The sequence below is a fragment of the Streptomyces sp. 351MFTsu5.1 genome (genome assembly GCF_000383655.1).
GTDB classification, from domain to species: Bacteria; Actinomycetota; Actinomycetes; order Streptomycetales; family Streptomycetaceae; genus Streptomyces; species Streptomyces griseorubiginosus.
In genome coordinates, this window is sequence record NZ_KB911779.1 from 241,735 (window position 1) to 255,562 (window position 13,828).

Here is a 13,828-nt window from a genome sequence, read left to right on the forward strand (position 1 = left end):
CAGTCCTCGTCCGATATCGGACGATCCGACCCGCTTACGCGGTCGGACCGCCGAAGATGTCGATACGGTCGCCCTCGGCAAGGGTCACGATCGCGCGCTTGCTGCCCGCACGCTGACCGAAACCGGTCTTCGTGCGCTTGCGCTTGCCCTGGCGGTTGAGCGTGTTCACGCCGGTGACCTTGACCGAGAAGACCGCCTGGACGGCCTGCTTGATCTGGGTCTTGTTGGCGTTGGGGGCGACGATGAACGTGTACTTGCCCTCGTCGAGAAGCGCGTAGCTCTTCTCGGACACGACCGGCTTCAGCAGCACGTCACGGTGGTCCGTGAACGCCTTGCTGGGCGCGGTGACGACGGTGTTCTTGCCCTCGGCGGCGTGGCGGCGCGCCTTGGCGACGCGCGCGGCCTTGGCGGCCTTCGCAGCCTTGGAGGCGATGCTCGGGTGACGCGTAGCCATCAGGCCTCGCTCCCTTCGGTGTCATTGGCCTTCGGGCCGGACACGAAGGACTCGAAAGCGGCCTGGGTGAAGACCACGTCGTCCGAGACGAGAACGTCGTACGTGTTCAGCTGGCCCGGCTCCAGGATGTGGACCTGGGGCAGGTTGCGGGCGGACAGCCACGAGGCCTCGTCGGCGCGGTCGACGACCAGGAGCAGGTTCTTGCGCTCCGAGATCTTGCCGAACAGCGTCTTGGCGGCCTTCGTCGACGGGTTCGCACCCTCGACGACGCCGGAGACGACGTGGATCCGGTTGTGACGGGCCCGGTCGGTGAGGGCGTGGCGCAGGGCCGCGGCCTTCATCTTCTTCGGGGTCCGCTGCGAGTAGTCACGCGGCACGGGGCCGTGGACGACGCCACCGCCGGCGAACTGCGGCGCACGGGTCGAACCCTGACGGGCGCGGCCGGTGCCCTTCTGGCGGTACGGCTTCTTGCCGCCACCACGGACCTCGCCACGCGTCTTGGTCTTGTGCGTGCCCTGGCGGGCAGCGGCCAGCTGCGCGACGACGACCTGGTGGATCAGCGGGATGCTGACCTTCTCGACGTCGAAGATCTCGGCCGGGAGCTCGACGGTCCCGGCGGTGTCGCCGGAGGGCGACAGAATGTCAATGGTGCTCATATCCTCAGGCCCCCTTGGCCGCGGTGCGGACCAGGACGAGGCCGCCGTTCGGACCAGGAACCGCGCCCTTGATGAGCAGCAGGCCCTTCTCCGCGTCAACGGCGTGAACGGTCAGGTTCTGGGTGGTGACCCGCTCGTTGCCCATGCGACCCGCCATGCGGAGGCCCTTGAACACGCGGCCCGGGGTGGCGCAGCCACCGATGGAACCGGGCGAGCGGTGCTTGCGCTGGGTGCCGTGACCGGCGCCGAGGCCCTTGAAGTTGTGACGCTTCATGACACCGGCGAAGCCCTTGCCCTTGCTCTTGCCGGTCACGTCGACCTTGATGCCGGCCTCGAACACCTCAGCGGTGATCTCCTGGCCGAGGGTGTACTCGCTGGCGTCAGCGGTACGGATCTCGACGAGGTGGCGGCGGGGAGTGACGTCAGCCTTGGCGAAGTGGCCCTTGAGGGGCTTGTTCACCTTGCGCGGGTCGATCTCGCCGAACGCGATCTGGACGGACTCGTAGCCGTCGACATCGTTCGTACGGACCTGGGTCACGACATTGGGGCCGGCCTTGACGACGGTGACCGGAACAACACGGTTGTTCTCGTCCCACACCTGCGTCATGCCGAGCTTCTCGCCCAGGATGCCCTTGATCTGCTTAGCCATCGTTCAGATCACCGGCCTCAGAGCTTGATCTCGATGTCGACACCGGCCGGGAGGTCGAGTCGCATCAGAGAGTCAACGGTCTTGGGGGTCGGGTCGAGGATGTCGATCAGGCGCTTGTGCGTGCGCATCTCGAAGTGCTCGCGCGAGTCCTTGTACTTGTGCGGCGACTTGATGACGCAGTACACGTTCTTCTCAGTGGGCAGCGGCACCGGGCCCGCGACCGACGCACCAGTACGCGTCACCGTCTCGACGATCTTCTTCGCCGAGGAGTCGATGACCTCGTGGTCGTAGGCCTTGAGCCGGATGCGGATCTTCTGTCCCGCCATGGCTACTCGTTAGTCCTGTCTCTCTACAGCTCTGGAACCCGGTGTTCCCTTGACTTCCGCCGACCCACGCGGTCGGGTGTGTCGCACCCTCGCCGACATAGATGTCCCTTGTTCGAACATCTTTTGCCTGAGAAAGAGGTTCACCGGGTGCCTGGTCGGCGCCGCACTGACACTTCCCGGAAGATTCCCGTACGTCCGCCCCAGCGCTGCCGTGAGGCAGTTAGGGCGACGAGTACTGTGGGACTCGCTTCCGGTCCCCCCGGCGGGAGGCGCGCAGCATCAACACTCGACCGAGCAACCCCGCTAGTCTGCCATACGGGGCATGGGCCTGGCCAATCGAGCCGGAGACAATACCCCGAGAGTGACGCAGGTCAAACACGCGGACCGCTCGCGGAACAAACCGCCCCCGTTCCACGATCCCGGAGATGCCCTGACCACAAAGGGGTTACGGAGGCGGAGGGCGGCGGAGCCGGTCGCGCAGGGGGTCCGCCTCCGGCAGGCCCAGCTCGTCGAAGACGGCCAGCGCCCGCGTCCAGGCGCCGCGCGCCGCCTCCGGCTCCCCCGCGGCATCGAGGGTGTCGCCCAGGTAGGCCAGGCCGATCGCCTCGCTGCGCCGGTCCCCGGTCTTCCTGAACAGCCGTAGCGCCTGCTCGTAGCAGTCCACCGCCTCCGCGAACCGCCCGAGGAGGCGGTGGACGTAGCCGAGGCTGTCCCAGGTGTGTGCCTCGCCGTTGAGGTCACCGATCTCCTGTACGGCGGCGAGGGCCTGCCGGCAGGAGGTGAGCGCCTCGCGGTGGTCGCCGAGTTTGGCGAGATACCAGCCGATCTGGTTCAGGGCGATGGCCTGTCCGCCGCGGTCGTGCGCGGCGCGGAAGTGGCCGAGGCTCAGCCGGGCGTGCTCCAGCGCCTCCGCGTGGTCACCCCGCGCCGAGCCCGCGATGGCCAGGTTCTGGCGGATCCGGGCCTGTCCGGCGTCGTTGCCGAGCTCCTCGAACAGGGCGAGGCCCAGCAGACAGTGCTCACGGCCGCGGTCGACGTTGCCAAGCCGGTGCCAGGCGAGCCCGAGGCCGCGGTGGGCGTTGGCCTGACCGGCCTTGTCCTGGCCGCGCCGGGCGCTGTCCAGGGCGGTGGTGTGCGCGTCGGCCAGCGCCTGCCAGTGCCCCTGCCGTTCCAGGAAGGTGCCGAGCGTGGTGGCCAGCTGCCAGGTGTGGGCCTCGAAACCGGGCTGCCCGTGCTGCACCGCGGACAGCAGGACGGAGTGCTCGGCGGCGAACCAGGCCAGCGCCTCGTCGGGCCCGGTGGGCCGTCCCGGCAGGGCGCCGGGCAGCGCCGGGGCGAGCGTCATCGGGTCCCGCCGCCGGGTCAGCAGCGCGTCGGCGGCGTAGGCGGTGTGGAGGTAGTGGTCGAGCAGCCGGTGCACGGCGGTGCGCCGGGTGTCGTCGCTGTCGTGTACGGCGGTCAGCTCGGCGGCGTACGCGCGCAGCAGGTCGTGGAAGGTGTACCGGCCGGGCCGGTGCTCGGTGAGCAGCTGCGCCTCGGTGAGTTCGGCGAGCAGCGTCCGCGCCTCGGGGGCCGTGACCCCGGCCAGGGCCGCCGCGGCCGGTACGGCGGTGTCGGGTCCGGGGTGCAGGCCCAGCAGCCGGAAGAGCCGGGCGGCCGCCGGGCTCAGCAGCCGGTACGACCACTGGAACACCGACCGCACTCCGGTGAGCGAGTCGCCGCCGTCCAGCGGGTCCAGTCGGCGGTCGGCCGTCCGCAGCTCCTCGGCGAGCCCGGCGAGCGGCAGTCCGGGCAGGCCGGAGGCGCGGGCGGCCACGACGGCCAGGGCCAACGGCAGCCCGGCGCACCGCACGACGATCTCGTCCACCGCCGCGGGCTCGGCGGCCATCCGGACGGCCCCGAGCCGCCCCGCCAGCAGTTCGCGGGCCTCGGCCGGGGCGAGCAGGTCGACGGGGAGCAGATGGGCGCCTTCGGTGACCGCCAGTCCGGTGAGCCGGTTGCGGCTGGTGACGAGCGCCAGACAGCCGGGCGCCCCGGGCAGCAGTGGGCGCACCTGGTCCGCGTCCCGGGCGTTGTCGAGCACGATCAGGACCCGCCGGCCGGCCAGCAGACTGCGGTACAGCGCCGCCTGGGCGTCGAGGCCACGCGGCACCCGGTTCGCGGGCACCCCGAAGGCGTCGAGGAACCCGCGGATCGCCTCGGCGGCACCCACCGCGGCGCCGCCCGGGTCGAAGCCCCGCAGGTTCACGTAGACCTGCCCGTCCGGAAACTCCGCCCGCACCTGTCGCGCCCAGTGCACGGCGAGCGCGGTCTTGCCCACGCCGGCGGTGCCGGAGAGGGCCGAGACGACAACGGCCGTCGGCTGCCGCTCGACCTCGGCCAGGAGATCGTGGAGCCGTGCGAGCTCTTCGACACGACCGGTGAAGCCCCTGACGCTCATGGGGAGTTGAGCCGGGACGTCGAGCGAGGGCCGCGGCGGCGCCCCGGTGCCGGAACTCCTCTCGCCGGACGCCGAGGGGGCGGCCGAGGCCGGCGGCCGGACGGCGGCGACCTCGTCCGGTGGCGCGACCGCGGCCGGCCCAGGCGGCGCGGAGGGAGCGACGCGTGCCGTCCGAACGGGGGCGGCCGGGGACGGCAGGGCGGGTCCCGTCGCGGGCGGAGCACCGACCGGGCTCCGCGCCCCACCGGTGACATACGTCCCGGACCGGCCGCCGTCCGCTCCGGGACGCCGCCCGTCCTGGGCCGGCCTCCCTGTCCCCACAGGGTCCCCGGCGGACGTCGTGCGCCCGCCCCCGCCGAATCTCCGCCCCCGCAGAATCGCCGCGTTCGTCCCGGCGAGCCGTTCTCCCGGGTCCGCCCCCAGCTCTTCCGCCAGCCGGTGCCTGAGCTCCGCGAAGCAGCGCAGCGCCCCCGCGCTGTCCCCCACGGCGTGCAGTGCCCTCATCAGCACCTCGGCCAGGGGCTCCGCCAGGGGGTACTCCCCCAGCAGTTCGGTCAGCGGCTGTACGACGGCGGCGGGGTCGCCCTCGCGGAGTTCCCCCTCGGCCAGCAGAACGGCCGCGTCGACACGTCGGCGGTGCCATGCCTGCCGTACCCGCCCGGCCCACGGACCGTCCAGCCCGGTCAGCGGCTCGCCGCGCCAGAGGGCGAGCGCCTCCCGCAGCAGCGACACCTGGGCACCGGCGGGCTGTCCGGGCCGGCGGGCCAGCTCGTCCAGCCGACGGAACCGGTGCAGGTCAACCTGGTCCTGGCCCGCCTCCAGCTGGTACCCACCGGAACGCCGCAGCAGCCGTAACGGCTCCTCGCCGACGTCGCCCGTCCGCTCGCAGACCCGCCGGATCCTGGCGATATGGGCGTACAGAGCCCGCCGCGCACCGGCCGGCGGATCGGCACCCCAGATCCTCTCGGTCAGTACGTCGACCGGGACCGGCCGACCGGCGTCCACCGCGAGAGCGGCCACCACGGCACGGCGCTGCGGCGGCCCGAGCTCCTCGACCCGTCCCCGCAGCTCGAGCTCGACTGGCCCCAACAGCCGTAACTGAACCAAGAGTTCTACCTCCCAGGCACATTTTGTTCACAGAATGCCCGCAGGAGAACGCGGCGCGACAACCTTTCGGCAACCTCCCGCCCCAGACCCGCCCCCCACTCTGGTCGTAGCGCCTCCCGCCACGGGGGAGCGGGAGGCGCTACGACCAGAGAGAAAACGGGGGATCCGCCGATGAACCAGGCGACATCGGTGTCCACACCCGCGCCCGTGACCGGGGCCGGCGGGCGTGGCGTGCTGGAGGGCGCGTTCGCGCTGCTGAGAGCGATGGAGCGGGCCGAGGGGGCGAGGCTGACCAGGCTGGCGGCGGAGTGCGGGCTGCCCAAGACGACCGCGTACCGGCTGCTGGAGCAGCTGATCGAGCTCGGCGCGGTGCAGCGCAACGGCGTCGGCTACGGGATCGGCCCGCGCGTGTACCAGCTCGGGCAGCGCTGGCAGCCGCTGCCCGGCCTGCGGACGGCCGCGCGCGAACCGGCGAGACGGCTGGCCGCCGCCACCGGCATGCCGGTCGCCCTCAGTGTTCTGTGGCGGGGCCAGACCCTGATCCTGGACTGGACGCCCGGCCGGGCCCCGTCCATCGGCGCGCCGGACACAGAGACGACCTGGCCCTGGTACACGGCGGCCGGAAAGGTCCTGCTCGCCGGGGCCCGCCCCGGACTCCCGCTGGGCCCGCTGCCCGCCGTCTGGCAGCGCGAGGCGGAGGCGATACGGGACCTGGGCGCCGCTTTCGACCGCGAGCGGGTGCTGGAGGGAGTGTGCTGTGCGGCCGTGCCGCTGTACGGCACGGACCGTGCGCCGATAGCGGCGCTGAGCGTGCTGGCCGACCCGTCGCACCACCTGGAACGGCTCGCCGACGCGGCACGGCGCGCGGGGGCGGCGATCAGCGGTGCCCTGGGCCACCGCTGAACACCGCCCCCTCCCAGTGGGCTCCTCCTACTGGGTGTGCCACCGGTCGTACAGGTCGGAGGGATCACAGGGGGTCGTCTGAAGGAGCGTGCCGTTGGCCACGCTCGGCGTCGACAGACAGAACCCGCTCGACACGTTCTGCCAGACGTCGTACCAGCCCGACGGCGGGCCCTCCGGGTTGTCCGCGAAGTACACCCGCCACTGCTGGTTGGCCGCGGCGGCGTTGCAGAACTGCACGGTGACCGTCCCGGTGCCGGAGGCGGGCGCGGTGATGCACCGTCCCGTGTTCTGGTTGGTGAAGGTGAAGTAGCCGGTCGTGGTGTTGAACCCCTCCAGCCATTTCTGCTCGGGACCGCCGGTGCACTTCCACATGTGGAGCTTCGACGCGTTCTCGGTAGCGTTGTCGAGGCAATGGCTCGACTTCCAGACGTTGATCGGGGTGAACCCCGCCGCCTGCGCGGGTGTGCTGACCGAGGCGATGGTCAGCATCGCGAACCCGGCGGTGAGAAGCGCCAACAGGCCACGTCGTTTGGACATCCGTCTTCTCCGACTCTCTCGCTGGACGTTGCACTGCGCAGCCTGCTGCGCAGTGAGCCGGGTGTCGTGTCCTGTTCCGCTCAGCGGATCGGCGACCGCCGGGAGCTTCACTGCGGCGGTGGAGGTGGCCCAGGCGGAGGGCGTGACGGAGAAGGTGCGGCCGGCGGCGGGGGCTTGGAGTCGCGGACGTGGGAAGCCCGGAGGCACACCCCGGTGAACGAACCCCCGGCCCCGCACATACCGCCCCCGGCTACCCCCAGGACAGCGAAGGCAGCCTCGACCTCATCACCCACCGGCGCGAGGCAGCACTCGGAATCGGCGGGTTCGCCCCACCGCCTCCCTCGCTGCGACTCGTCGGCGGCACGGCACCGCCCGTGCAGCCGGCGCGGTCAAGCCCCGGCCACGCAGTCAGTCCGCCCGCGTCAGCGCACGTCCACGTGGTCCCCACCACTGGTCGTCGCTCCAGTCGTGTCGTTGCCCCCGTACGCCCATCGCCACGTCCCGTCCTTCGAGGCGGTGACCGTGGTCTTCAGGGCGCCGGTGCTGCTCGTGGTGACCTTCTTGACCGTGACGAAGGAGCTCGTGCCCGTCGCCCGGAACTGGAGGCTCACCGAACGGCCGCCGTAGCCGCCGTACTTCTTGGTCGCCCAGTCCGCCCGGGTGAGCCTGCCGGTGACGGTGATCTTCCTGCCCTTGACGACCGGCTCCGGCGAGGCGTCGACGGTGACCTTCGCCGCCCGCTTCAGCCGGACGGTCAGGGGCCGGGTCTCGCGCTCGTGGGCCGCGAGGTTGCCGTTGGCCTTGAACAGGAGCAGGGAGACGCCGGTCTTCCAGGTGGTGGCGTCGGCGTTGGAGTCGACCTCGTCGTGAGTCCGGTCGGGGTCGATGTAGAGGGACCCCTCGCAGTCGGCCACCTTGTCGCTCTGCTCGTAGCAGGTGTAGCCACCGGGACCTATGTAGTCGTCGAAGTCGGCGTCCAGGTCCTGCGACAGGCGCCCCCGGTACAGGAAGGGGTCCGCGCTGTACCGGAACGGGTCGCTCGTGCTGTACCCGGCCGGCAGCGTGATCGTGAAGGTGAGGGACGGCTCCACCACCTTCGACGTGCCGACCACGATCGGCTTGCCCTTGTTGATCACGATGTCGGACACCTTGATCCCGGTGTCCTGGGCGTGGGCCGCCGGAGCGTTCAGGAGAGTGAGGGCGAGGGCCCCCACGAGCGCGGCCCCGGTGGCCGTACGTCTGCCAGTGGTCATTACCACCTCTTTCGTGGCGCGGAAAAGGAGGAGGCAGACTATCCCATGACCTGAACATGACTCTTACTTGGTCTACGGCCAGGCCACCAGCACCCTGAACACCACGTACACACCCGCCACCAACACCGGCGCCGCAAGCGCGAACCCCACACCCTCCGAGCCGTGCTCCGGCGCTCCCACGGCAGAGCCCAGCTCGCCGCCAGCAGGAACAGCGCGAGGCCCAGCCCGCCGAGCAGCACCGGGAACGCGATGCCGAAGCTCGACTCGAAGCGGTCGGCCTCGGGGGCCGAGCAGGAGTCGCAGGCCATCGCCGAGAAGCCGCCGACGAAGTAGACGAGCACGCAGGCGGGCAGGGTCAGAAGCGTCGAGACCAGCGGGGCGACCCAGGCTCCGGTCGCGCGGTCGTCGTCGAGCATGAGGTCCGGCATGGGTCCATCACAGCGCGCGGACACATCGGGCCGCATGAGTGTTCGTACTCAGAACAGAGGGCCGTCCTACGGATGTCAGCCGCTCGCGTTCCGCAGCCGCGCGAACGACGTGTCGAGCCCCCGCTTCAGCAGTCCTGCCACCGGTCGCTCCACGAACCGGTGCACCAGCCAGCTCAGCAGCATGAACCCGGCGAGGACGGAGACGACCAGCAGACGGGCGTCCATCGTGTCGCGGAGGCGGTTGATCAGGGTCGTACCGGCCGCGTAGTGCATCAGGTACAGCGGATACGTCAGCGCACCCGCCGTCACCAGCCACCTCCCGCGGACGCGGTCCGTGGCGCCGAGGGCGATGGCGACCATGGCCAGCAGGAACACGGTGAAGATCAGCACGCTTCCCCGCCATCCCGACACATGCTCGACCTCGTCGATCCGGATGCCCAGTTCGCGCTGGCCCATCAGCCAGGCCATCGCCAGGATGCCCCACAGCAGCAGGTCCTGGCCGAAGCGGTGCATCAGGTACAGCGCGAGGCCGGCGATGAAGTACCAGGCGCCCTCCGGGTTGGCGACCAGTTCGAGCAGGGGGAGCTTCGAGATCGGGGCGAGCATCGCCGCGGCTCCCCAGACGCAGCAGAAGACGACGACCTTGCGGTAGGTCAGGCCGGTCCAGACGGCGAAAAGGAAGAGCAGATAGAAGCGGAGCTCCGACCACAGGGTCCAGTAGACGCCGTCGACGTTCATGACGCCCGAACCGGACTGGAGCATCGTGACGTTGAGGAGGACGTCCCGGGTGCGCAGCCGGTCCCAGACGCCGGGCAGCAGCGCCAGCACGACGGTCGTGAAGGCGACGGCGAACCAGTACGCGGGGTAGAGGCGGATCACCCGCGACACGAAGAACTGGCGCGGACTGCGGCCCCAGCACGACATGCAGATCACGAAGCCGCTGATCACGAAGAAGATCTCGACGCCGATCCAGCCGTAGGAGGCGAACCGGAAGACCGTCGGCATGATGTCGGACACCGGCCGGTCCCAGACGCGGTTGCCGGGCTGGTCCACCCGGTTGGTGCCGGCGTAGTGGTGCACGGCGACCATGAGGGCGGCCAGGAGCCGGATGCCGTCGATGGCGTAGAGACGACGGCCGGCGCGGTCGCGGACGACGGCGTGCCGCGCGGGCTGCCGTACCGGAGCGGTGGTGGCGAGGGGCGGAAGCGGCTGTTGCAGGCCGCCGACGAGCCGCCTCGGTATCGACGTTCTGCGCTGTTCCGCGTCCTGCATCGACACCTGCGTGTCCGTCCGTCCTCGCGAGGGAATCCGGGCCCGGTGTGGCCATCGGACGCCTCAGGCTACGACCCTCACAACCACCGCACAGTGAGCGGACGGGAACATTCGGGACAGCCCCCGCGGGAAGTTGGCCCAAGCCTTCGGAAGACGTACGGCAGAGTTCGCCGACTCTTCACCCGCCCCGCGTGCAACCCCCTGTACGACGCGGGCGAGCGCATGCGAAGGCGACGCGGGCGAGCGCATGCGAAGGGGCCCGTACGACCGAAGTCGTACGGGCCCCTTCAGAGACCTACGGGGTCTCGGAGACCTGTCAGGTCAAGATCAGGCGGTGATCTTGGTGACCTGGCCGGCGCCGACCGTCCGGCCACCCTCACGGATGGCGAACTTCAGGCCCTCTTCCATGGCGACGGGCTGGATGAGCTCCACCTTCATCTCGGTGTTGTCACCCGGCATGACCATCTCGGTGCCCTCGGGGAGGGTCACGACGCCGGTCACGTCCGTCGTACGGAAGTAGAACTGCGGACGGTAGTTGTTGAAGAACGGCGTGTGGCGGCCACCCTCGTCCTTGGACAGGATGTAGGCCTGGGCCTCGAACTGGGTGTGCGGCGTGACCGAACCCGGCTTGATGATGACCTGGCCGCGCTCGACGTCCTCGCGCTTGATGCCACGGAGGAGCAGACCGACGTTCTCACCGGCCTGGCCCTCGTCGAGCAGCTTGCGGAACATCTCGATGCCGGTGACCGTGGTGGTGGTCTTCTCGGTCTTGATGCCGATGATGTCGACGGTCTCGTTGACCTTGAGGACACCACGCTCGATACGACCGGTGACGACGGTGCCACGACCGGTGATCGTGAAGACGTCCTCGATCGGCATCAGGAACGGCTTGTCGACGTCACGCTCGGGCTGCGGGATCGCCTCGTCGACGGCGGCCATCAGGTCCAGGACCGACTGGCCCCACTCCTTGTCGCCCTCGAGAGCCTTGAGCGCCGAGACCTTGACGACGGGAACGTCGTCGCCCGGGAACTCGTACTCGGAGAGGAGCTCACGCACCTCGAGCTCGACGAGCTCCAGGATCTCCTCGTCGTCCACCATGTCGGCCTTGTTCAGGGCGACGACGATGTAGGGAACGCCGACCTGGCGGGCCAGGAGCACGTGCTCCTTGGTCTGCGGCATCGGGCCGTCGGTGGCGGCGACCACGAGGATGGCGCCGTCCATCTGCGCCGCACCCGTGATCATGTTCTTGATGTAGTCCGCGTGACCGGGGCAGTCGACGTGGGCGTAGTGACGCGTCTCGGTCTGGTACTCGACGTGCGCGATGGAGATGGTGATACCGCGCTGGCGCTCCTCGGGAGCCTTGTCGATCTGGTCGAAGGCCGAGGCCTCGTTCAGGTCCGGGTACGCGTCGTGCAGCACCTTGGTAATGGCGGCCGTGAGGGTCGTCTTACCGTGGTCGATGTGACCGATGGTGCCGATGTTGACGTGGGGCTTAGTCCGCTCGAACTTCGCCTTCGCCACGGGGTCCTCCTGTGGAGTGGTTCTGAACGCCTTGCTTCATCGGCGCCAGGTGATCTTTGCTGGAAAGCCTCGGCCCGGGGGCACTCCCCCACAAATGGGGGTGAATGCCCCTCCGGGCTCCGGAGTCAAGCCTAAAGCGTGCGAACGCGGTGCGTTACTCGCCCTTGGCCTTCGCGATGATCTCCTCGGCGACGTTCCGCGGAACCTCGGCGTAGGAGTCGAACTGCATCGAGTAGCTTGCGCGACCCGACGTCTTGCTGCGGAGGTCTCCGACGTAGCCGAACATCTCCGAGAGGGGCACGAGGCCCTTCACGACGCGGGCACCGGCCCGCTCCTCCATGGCCTGGATCTGACCACGGCGGGAGTTGATGTCGCCGATGACCTCACCCATGTAGTCCTCGGGCGTGGTGACCTCGACGGCCATCATCGGCTCGAGCAGCACGGGGGACGCCTTGCGCGCGGCCTCCTTGAAGGCCTGCGAGCCGGCGATCTTGAACGCGAGCTCGGAGGAGTCGACCTCGTGGTAGGCACCGTCGAGAAGCGTGACGCGGACGCCCGTCATCTCGTAGCCCGCCAGGATGCCGAACTGCATGGCCTCCTGCGCACCGGCGTCCACCGAAGGGATGTACTCCTTCGGGATACGGCCACCGGTGACCTTGTTCACGAACTCGTACGAGGCGTCGCCGCCCTCGATGGGCTCGATCGCGATCTGCACCTTGGCGAACTGACCGGTACCACCGGTCTGCTTCTTGTGGGTGTAGTCCACGCGCTCGACGGCCTTGCGGATCGTCTCGCGGTACGCGACCTGCGGCTTGCCGACGTTGGCCTCGACCTTGAACTCACGGCGCATACGGTCGACCAGCACCTCGAGGTGCAGCTCGCCCATACCACCGATGATGGTCTGGCCGGTCTCCTCGTCCGAGTGGACCTGGAAGGAGGGGTCCTCCTCCGCGAGACGCTGGATGGCGACACCCAGCTTCTCCTGGTCACCCTTGGACTTGGGCTCGATGGCGACCTGAATGACCGGCGCCGGGAAGTCCATGGACTCCAGGATCACCGGGTTCTTGTCGTCGGACAGCGTCTCACCGGTGGTGGTCTGCTTCAGGCCCATGACGGCGACGATGTCGCCGGCGCCCACCGACTCGATCTCCTCACGCTTGTTCGCGTGCATACGGTAGATCTTGCCGATGCGCTCCTTCTTGCCCTTGACGGAGTTCAGCACCGCGGAGCCGGACTCCAGGCGACCGGAGTAGATCCGGACGAAGGTGAGCTTGCCGAGGTGCGGGTCGCTCATGATCTTGAACGCCAGCGCGGACAGCGGCTCGTCGTCGGACGGCTTGCGCTTGACGACGACCTCGGGGTCCTTGACGTCGTGGCCCTCGATGGCCTCGACGTCGAGCGGGGTCGGCAGGTAGCGCACGACCGCGTCGAGCAGGGGCTGGACGCCCTTGTTCTTGAACGCGGTGCCACAGAACACCGGGGTGACGGTGACGCCGTCGGACTTGCCGGACGCGATGGTGATGCGACGGATCGCGGCGTACAGCTGCTCCTCGGTGGGCTCCTGGCCCTCCAGGAACAGCTCCATGATCTCGTCGTCGTTCTCGGCGACGGCCTCGACCAGCTTGCCGCGGTACTCCTCGGCGGCCTCGGTGTGCGTGGCCGGGATGTCGACGACGTCGTACATCTCGCCCTTCGCCGCCTCGGCGGACCACACGAGCGCCTTCATGCGGACCAGGTCCACAACGCCCTTGAAGTCCATCTCGGCACCGATCGGCAGCTGCATGACGAGCGGGACGGCGCCCAGACGGTCCGAGATCATGTCCACACAGCGGTGGAACTCGGCGCCGGTACGGTCCAGCTTGTTCACGAAGCAGATGCGCGGCACACCGTAACGGTCGGCCTGACGCCACACCGTCTCGGACTGCGGCTCCACACCCGCGACACCGTCGAACACCGTGACGGCACCGTCGAGGACGCGGAGCGAACGCTCCACCTCGACCGTGAAGTCGACGTGCCCGGGGGTGTCGATGATGTTGATCGTGTAGTCGTTGTCCTCGAGCGGCCAGTGACAGGTGGTGGCAGCAGAGGTGATCGTGATGCCACGCTCCTGCTCCTGCTCCATCCAGTCCATGGTGGCAGCGCCGTCGTGGACCTCACCGATCTTGTAGCTGACGCCGGTGTAGAAGAGGATCCGCTCGGTGGTGGTCGTCTTGCCCGCGTCGATGTGGGCCATGATCCCGATGTTGCGGACCTTGGCCAGGTCAAGTGAAGTGGTAGCCATA

General features: G+C 69.5%; 12 protein-coding genes. 1 reads left to right on the forward strand and 11 read right to left on the reverse strand.

All coding sequences use genetic code 11. The annotated features are described in order from the left end of the window. Positions 1 to 34: 34 nt before the first annotated feature. The 5 genes from rplW to H295_RS47900 form a co-directional block, all read right to left on the reverse strand. On the reverse strand, positions 35 to 454 hold the full coding sequence (gene rplW / locus H295_RS0113150; RefSeq protein WP_020135809.1) for a 50S ribosomal protein L23: 420 nt from the start codon (positions 452 to 454) through the stop codon (positions 35 to 37). Continuing rightward, a complete protein-coding gene (gene rplD / locus H295_RS0113155; RefSeq protein ID WP_020135810.1) occupies positions 454 to 1,110 on the reverse strand; it encodes a 50S ribosomal protein L4 in 657 nt (218 codons plus the stop codon). Before rplD ends, rplW begins: the two co-directional genes overlap by 1 nt. Positions 1,111 to 1,114: 4 nt before the next feature. Next, entirely contained in the window at positions 1,115 to 1,759 is a 645-nt protein-coding gene (rplC, locus tag H295_RS0113160; RefSeq protein ID WP_020135811.1) for a 50S ribosomal protein L3, read from the reverse strand. 17 nt (positions 1,760 to 1,776) lie between these two features. Further along, positions 1,777 to 2,085 (reverse strand): 30S ribosomal protein S10, encoded by a 309-nt coding sequence (gene rpsJ, locus H295_RS0113165; RefSeq protein ID WP_003948644.1) that lies wholly within the window; start codon positions 2,083 to 2,085, stop codon positions 1,777 to 1,779. 445 nt (positions 2,086 to 2,530) lie between these two features. Further along, positions 2,531 to 5,614, reverse strand: a complete 3,084-nt coding sequence (locus H295_RS47900) for an AfsR/SARP family transcriptional regulator (protein WP_234021599.1) — start codon at positions 5,612 to 5,614, stop codon at positions 2,531 to 2,533. Between the two features lie 189 nt (positions 5,615 to 5,803). Here H295_RS47900 and H295_RS0113175 point away from each other — a divergent pair, with 189 nt between their 5' ends. Then, positions 5,804 to 6,535 carry an IclR family transcriptional regulator gene (locus H295_RS0113175; RefSeq protein WP_028809319.1) on the forward strand — a complete coding sequence of 244 codons (732 nt, stop codon included), beginning with the start codon at positions 5,804 to 5,806 and terminating at the stop codon, positions 6,533 to 6,535. A 27-nt stretch (positions 6,536 to 6,562) separates the two neighbouring features. Here the strand turns inward: H295_RS0113175 and H295_RS0113180 are convergent, their stop codons facing one another. From H295_RS0113180 to fusA, 6 genes are all read right to left on the reverse strand, one after another. After that, entirely contained in the window at positions 6,563 to 7,072 is a 510-nt protein-coding gene (locus H295_RS0113180; RefSeq protein WP_020135814.1) for an RICIN domain-containing protein, read from the reverse strand. A 422-nt stretch (positions 7,073 to 7,494) separates the two neighbouring features. Beyond that, positions 7,495 to 8,325, reverse strand: a complete 831-nt coding sequence (locus H295_RS0113185) for a hypothetical protein (RefSeq protein WP_020135815.1) — start codon at positions 8,323 to 8,325, stop codon at positions 7,495 to 7,497. 38 nt (positions 8,326 to 8,363) lie between these two features. Then, the gene (locus tag H295_RS43200; protein WP_324606058.1) at positions 8,364 to 8,753 is read right to left on the reverse strand and encodes a hypothetical protein; all 390 of its coding nucleotides are present in this window, start codon (positions 8,751 to 8,753) and stop codon (positions 8,364 to 8,366) included. 75 nt (positions 8,754 to 8,828) lie between these two features. Next, a complete protein-coding gene (locus H295_RS0113195; RefSeq protein ID WP_020135816.1) occupies positions 8,829 to 10,025 on the reverse strand; it encodes an acyltransferase family protein in 1,197 nt (398 codons plus the stop codon). 327 nt (positions 10,026 to 10,352) lie between these two features. Then, on the reverse strand, positions 10,353 to 11,546 hold the full coding sequence (tuf, locus tag H295_RS0113200) for an elongation factor Tu (RefSeq protein WP_007384061.1): 1,194 nt from the start codon (positions 11,544 to 11,546) through the stop codon (positions 10,353 to 10,355). A 154-nt stretch (positions 11,547 to 11,700) separates the two neighbouring features. Then, complete coding sequence (gene fusA / locus H295_RS0113205; RefSeq protein ID WP_020135817.1) at positions 11,701 to 13,827, reverse strand: elongation factor G; 2,127 nt, start codon at positions 13,825 to 13,827, stop codon at positions 11,701 to 11,703. Position 13,828: the final 1 nt, after the last annotated feature.

What these genes read in the sequence shown, in the direction of transcription:
- H295_RS0113180 (WP_020135814.1), bottom strand. Translation starts at nt 7,072, where the DNA reads ATGTCCAAACGACGTGGCCTGTTGGCGCTTCTCACCGCCGGGTTCGCG.
- rpsJ (WP_003948644.1), bottom strand. Translation starts at nt 2,085, where the DNA reads ATGGCGGGACAGAAGATCCGCATCCGGCTCAAGGCCTACGACCACGAG.
- rplD (WP_020135810.1), bottom strand. Translation starts at nt 1,110, where the DNA reads ATGAGCACCATTGACATTCTGTCGCCCTCCGGCGACACCGCCGGGACC.
- rplW (WP_020135809.1), bottom strand. Translation starts at nt 454, where the DNA reads ATGGCTACGCGTCACCCGAGCATCGCCTCCAAGGCTGCGAAGGCCGCC.
- fusA (WP_020135817.1), bottom strand. Translation starts at nt 13,827, where the DNA reads ATGGCTACCACTTCACTTGACCTGGCCAAGGTCCGCAACATCGGGATC.
- rplC (WP_020135811.1), bottom strand. Translation starts at nt 1,759, where the DNA reads ATGGCTAAGCAGATCAAGGGCATCCTGGGCGAGAAGCTCGGCATGACG.
- H295_RS0113185 (WP_020135815.1), bottom strand. Translation starts at nt 8,325, where the DNA reads ATGACCACTGGCAGACGTACGGCCACCGGGGCCGCGCTCGTGGGGGCC.
- H295_RS0113195 (WP_020135816.1), bottom strand. Translation starts at nt 10,025, where the DNA reads ATGCAGGACGCGGAACAGCGCAGAACGTCGATACCGAGGCGGCTCGTC.
- H295_RS43200 (WP_324606058.1), bottom strand. Translation starts at nt 8,753, where the DNA reads ATGCCGGACCTCATGCTCGACGACGACCGCGCGACCGGAGCCTGGGTC.
- H295_RS0113175 (WP_028809319.1), top strand. Translation starts at nt 5,804, where the DNA reads ATGAACCAGGCGACATCGGTGTCCACACCCGCGCCCGTGACCGGGGCC.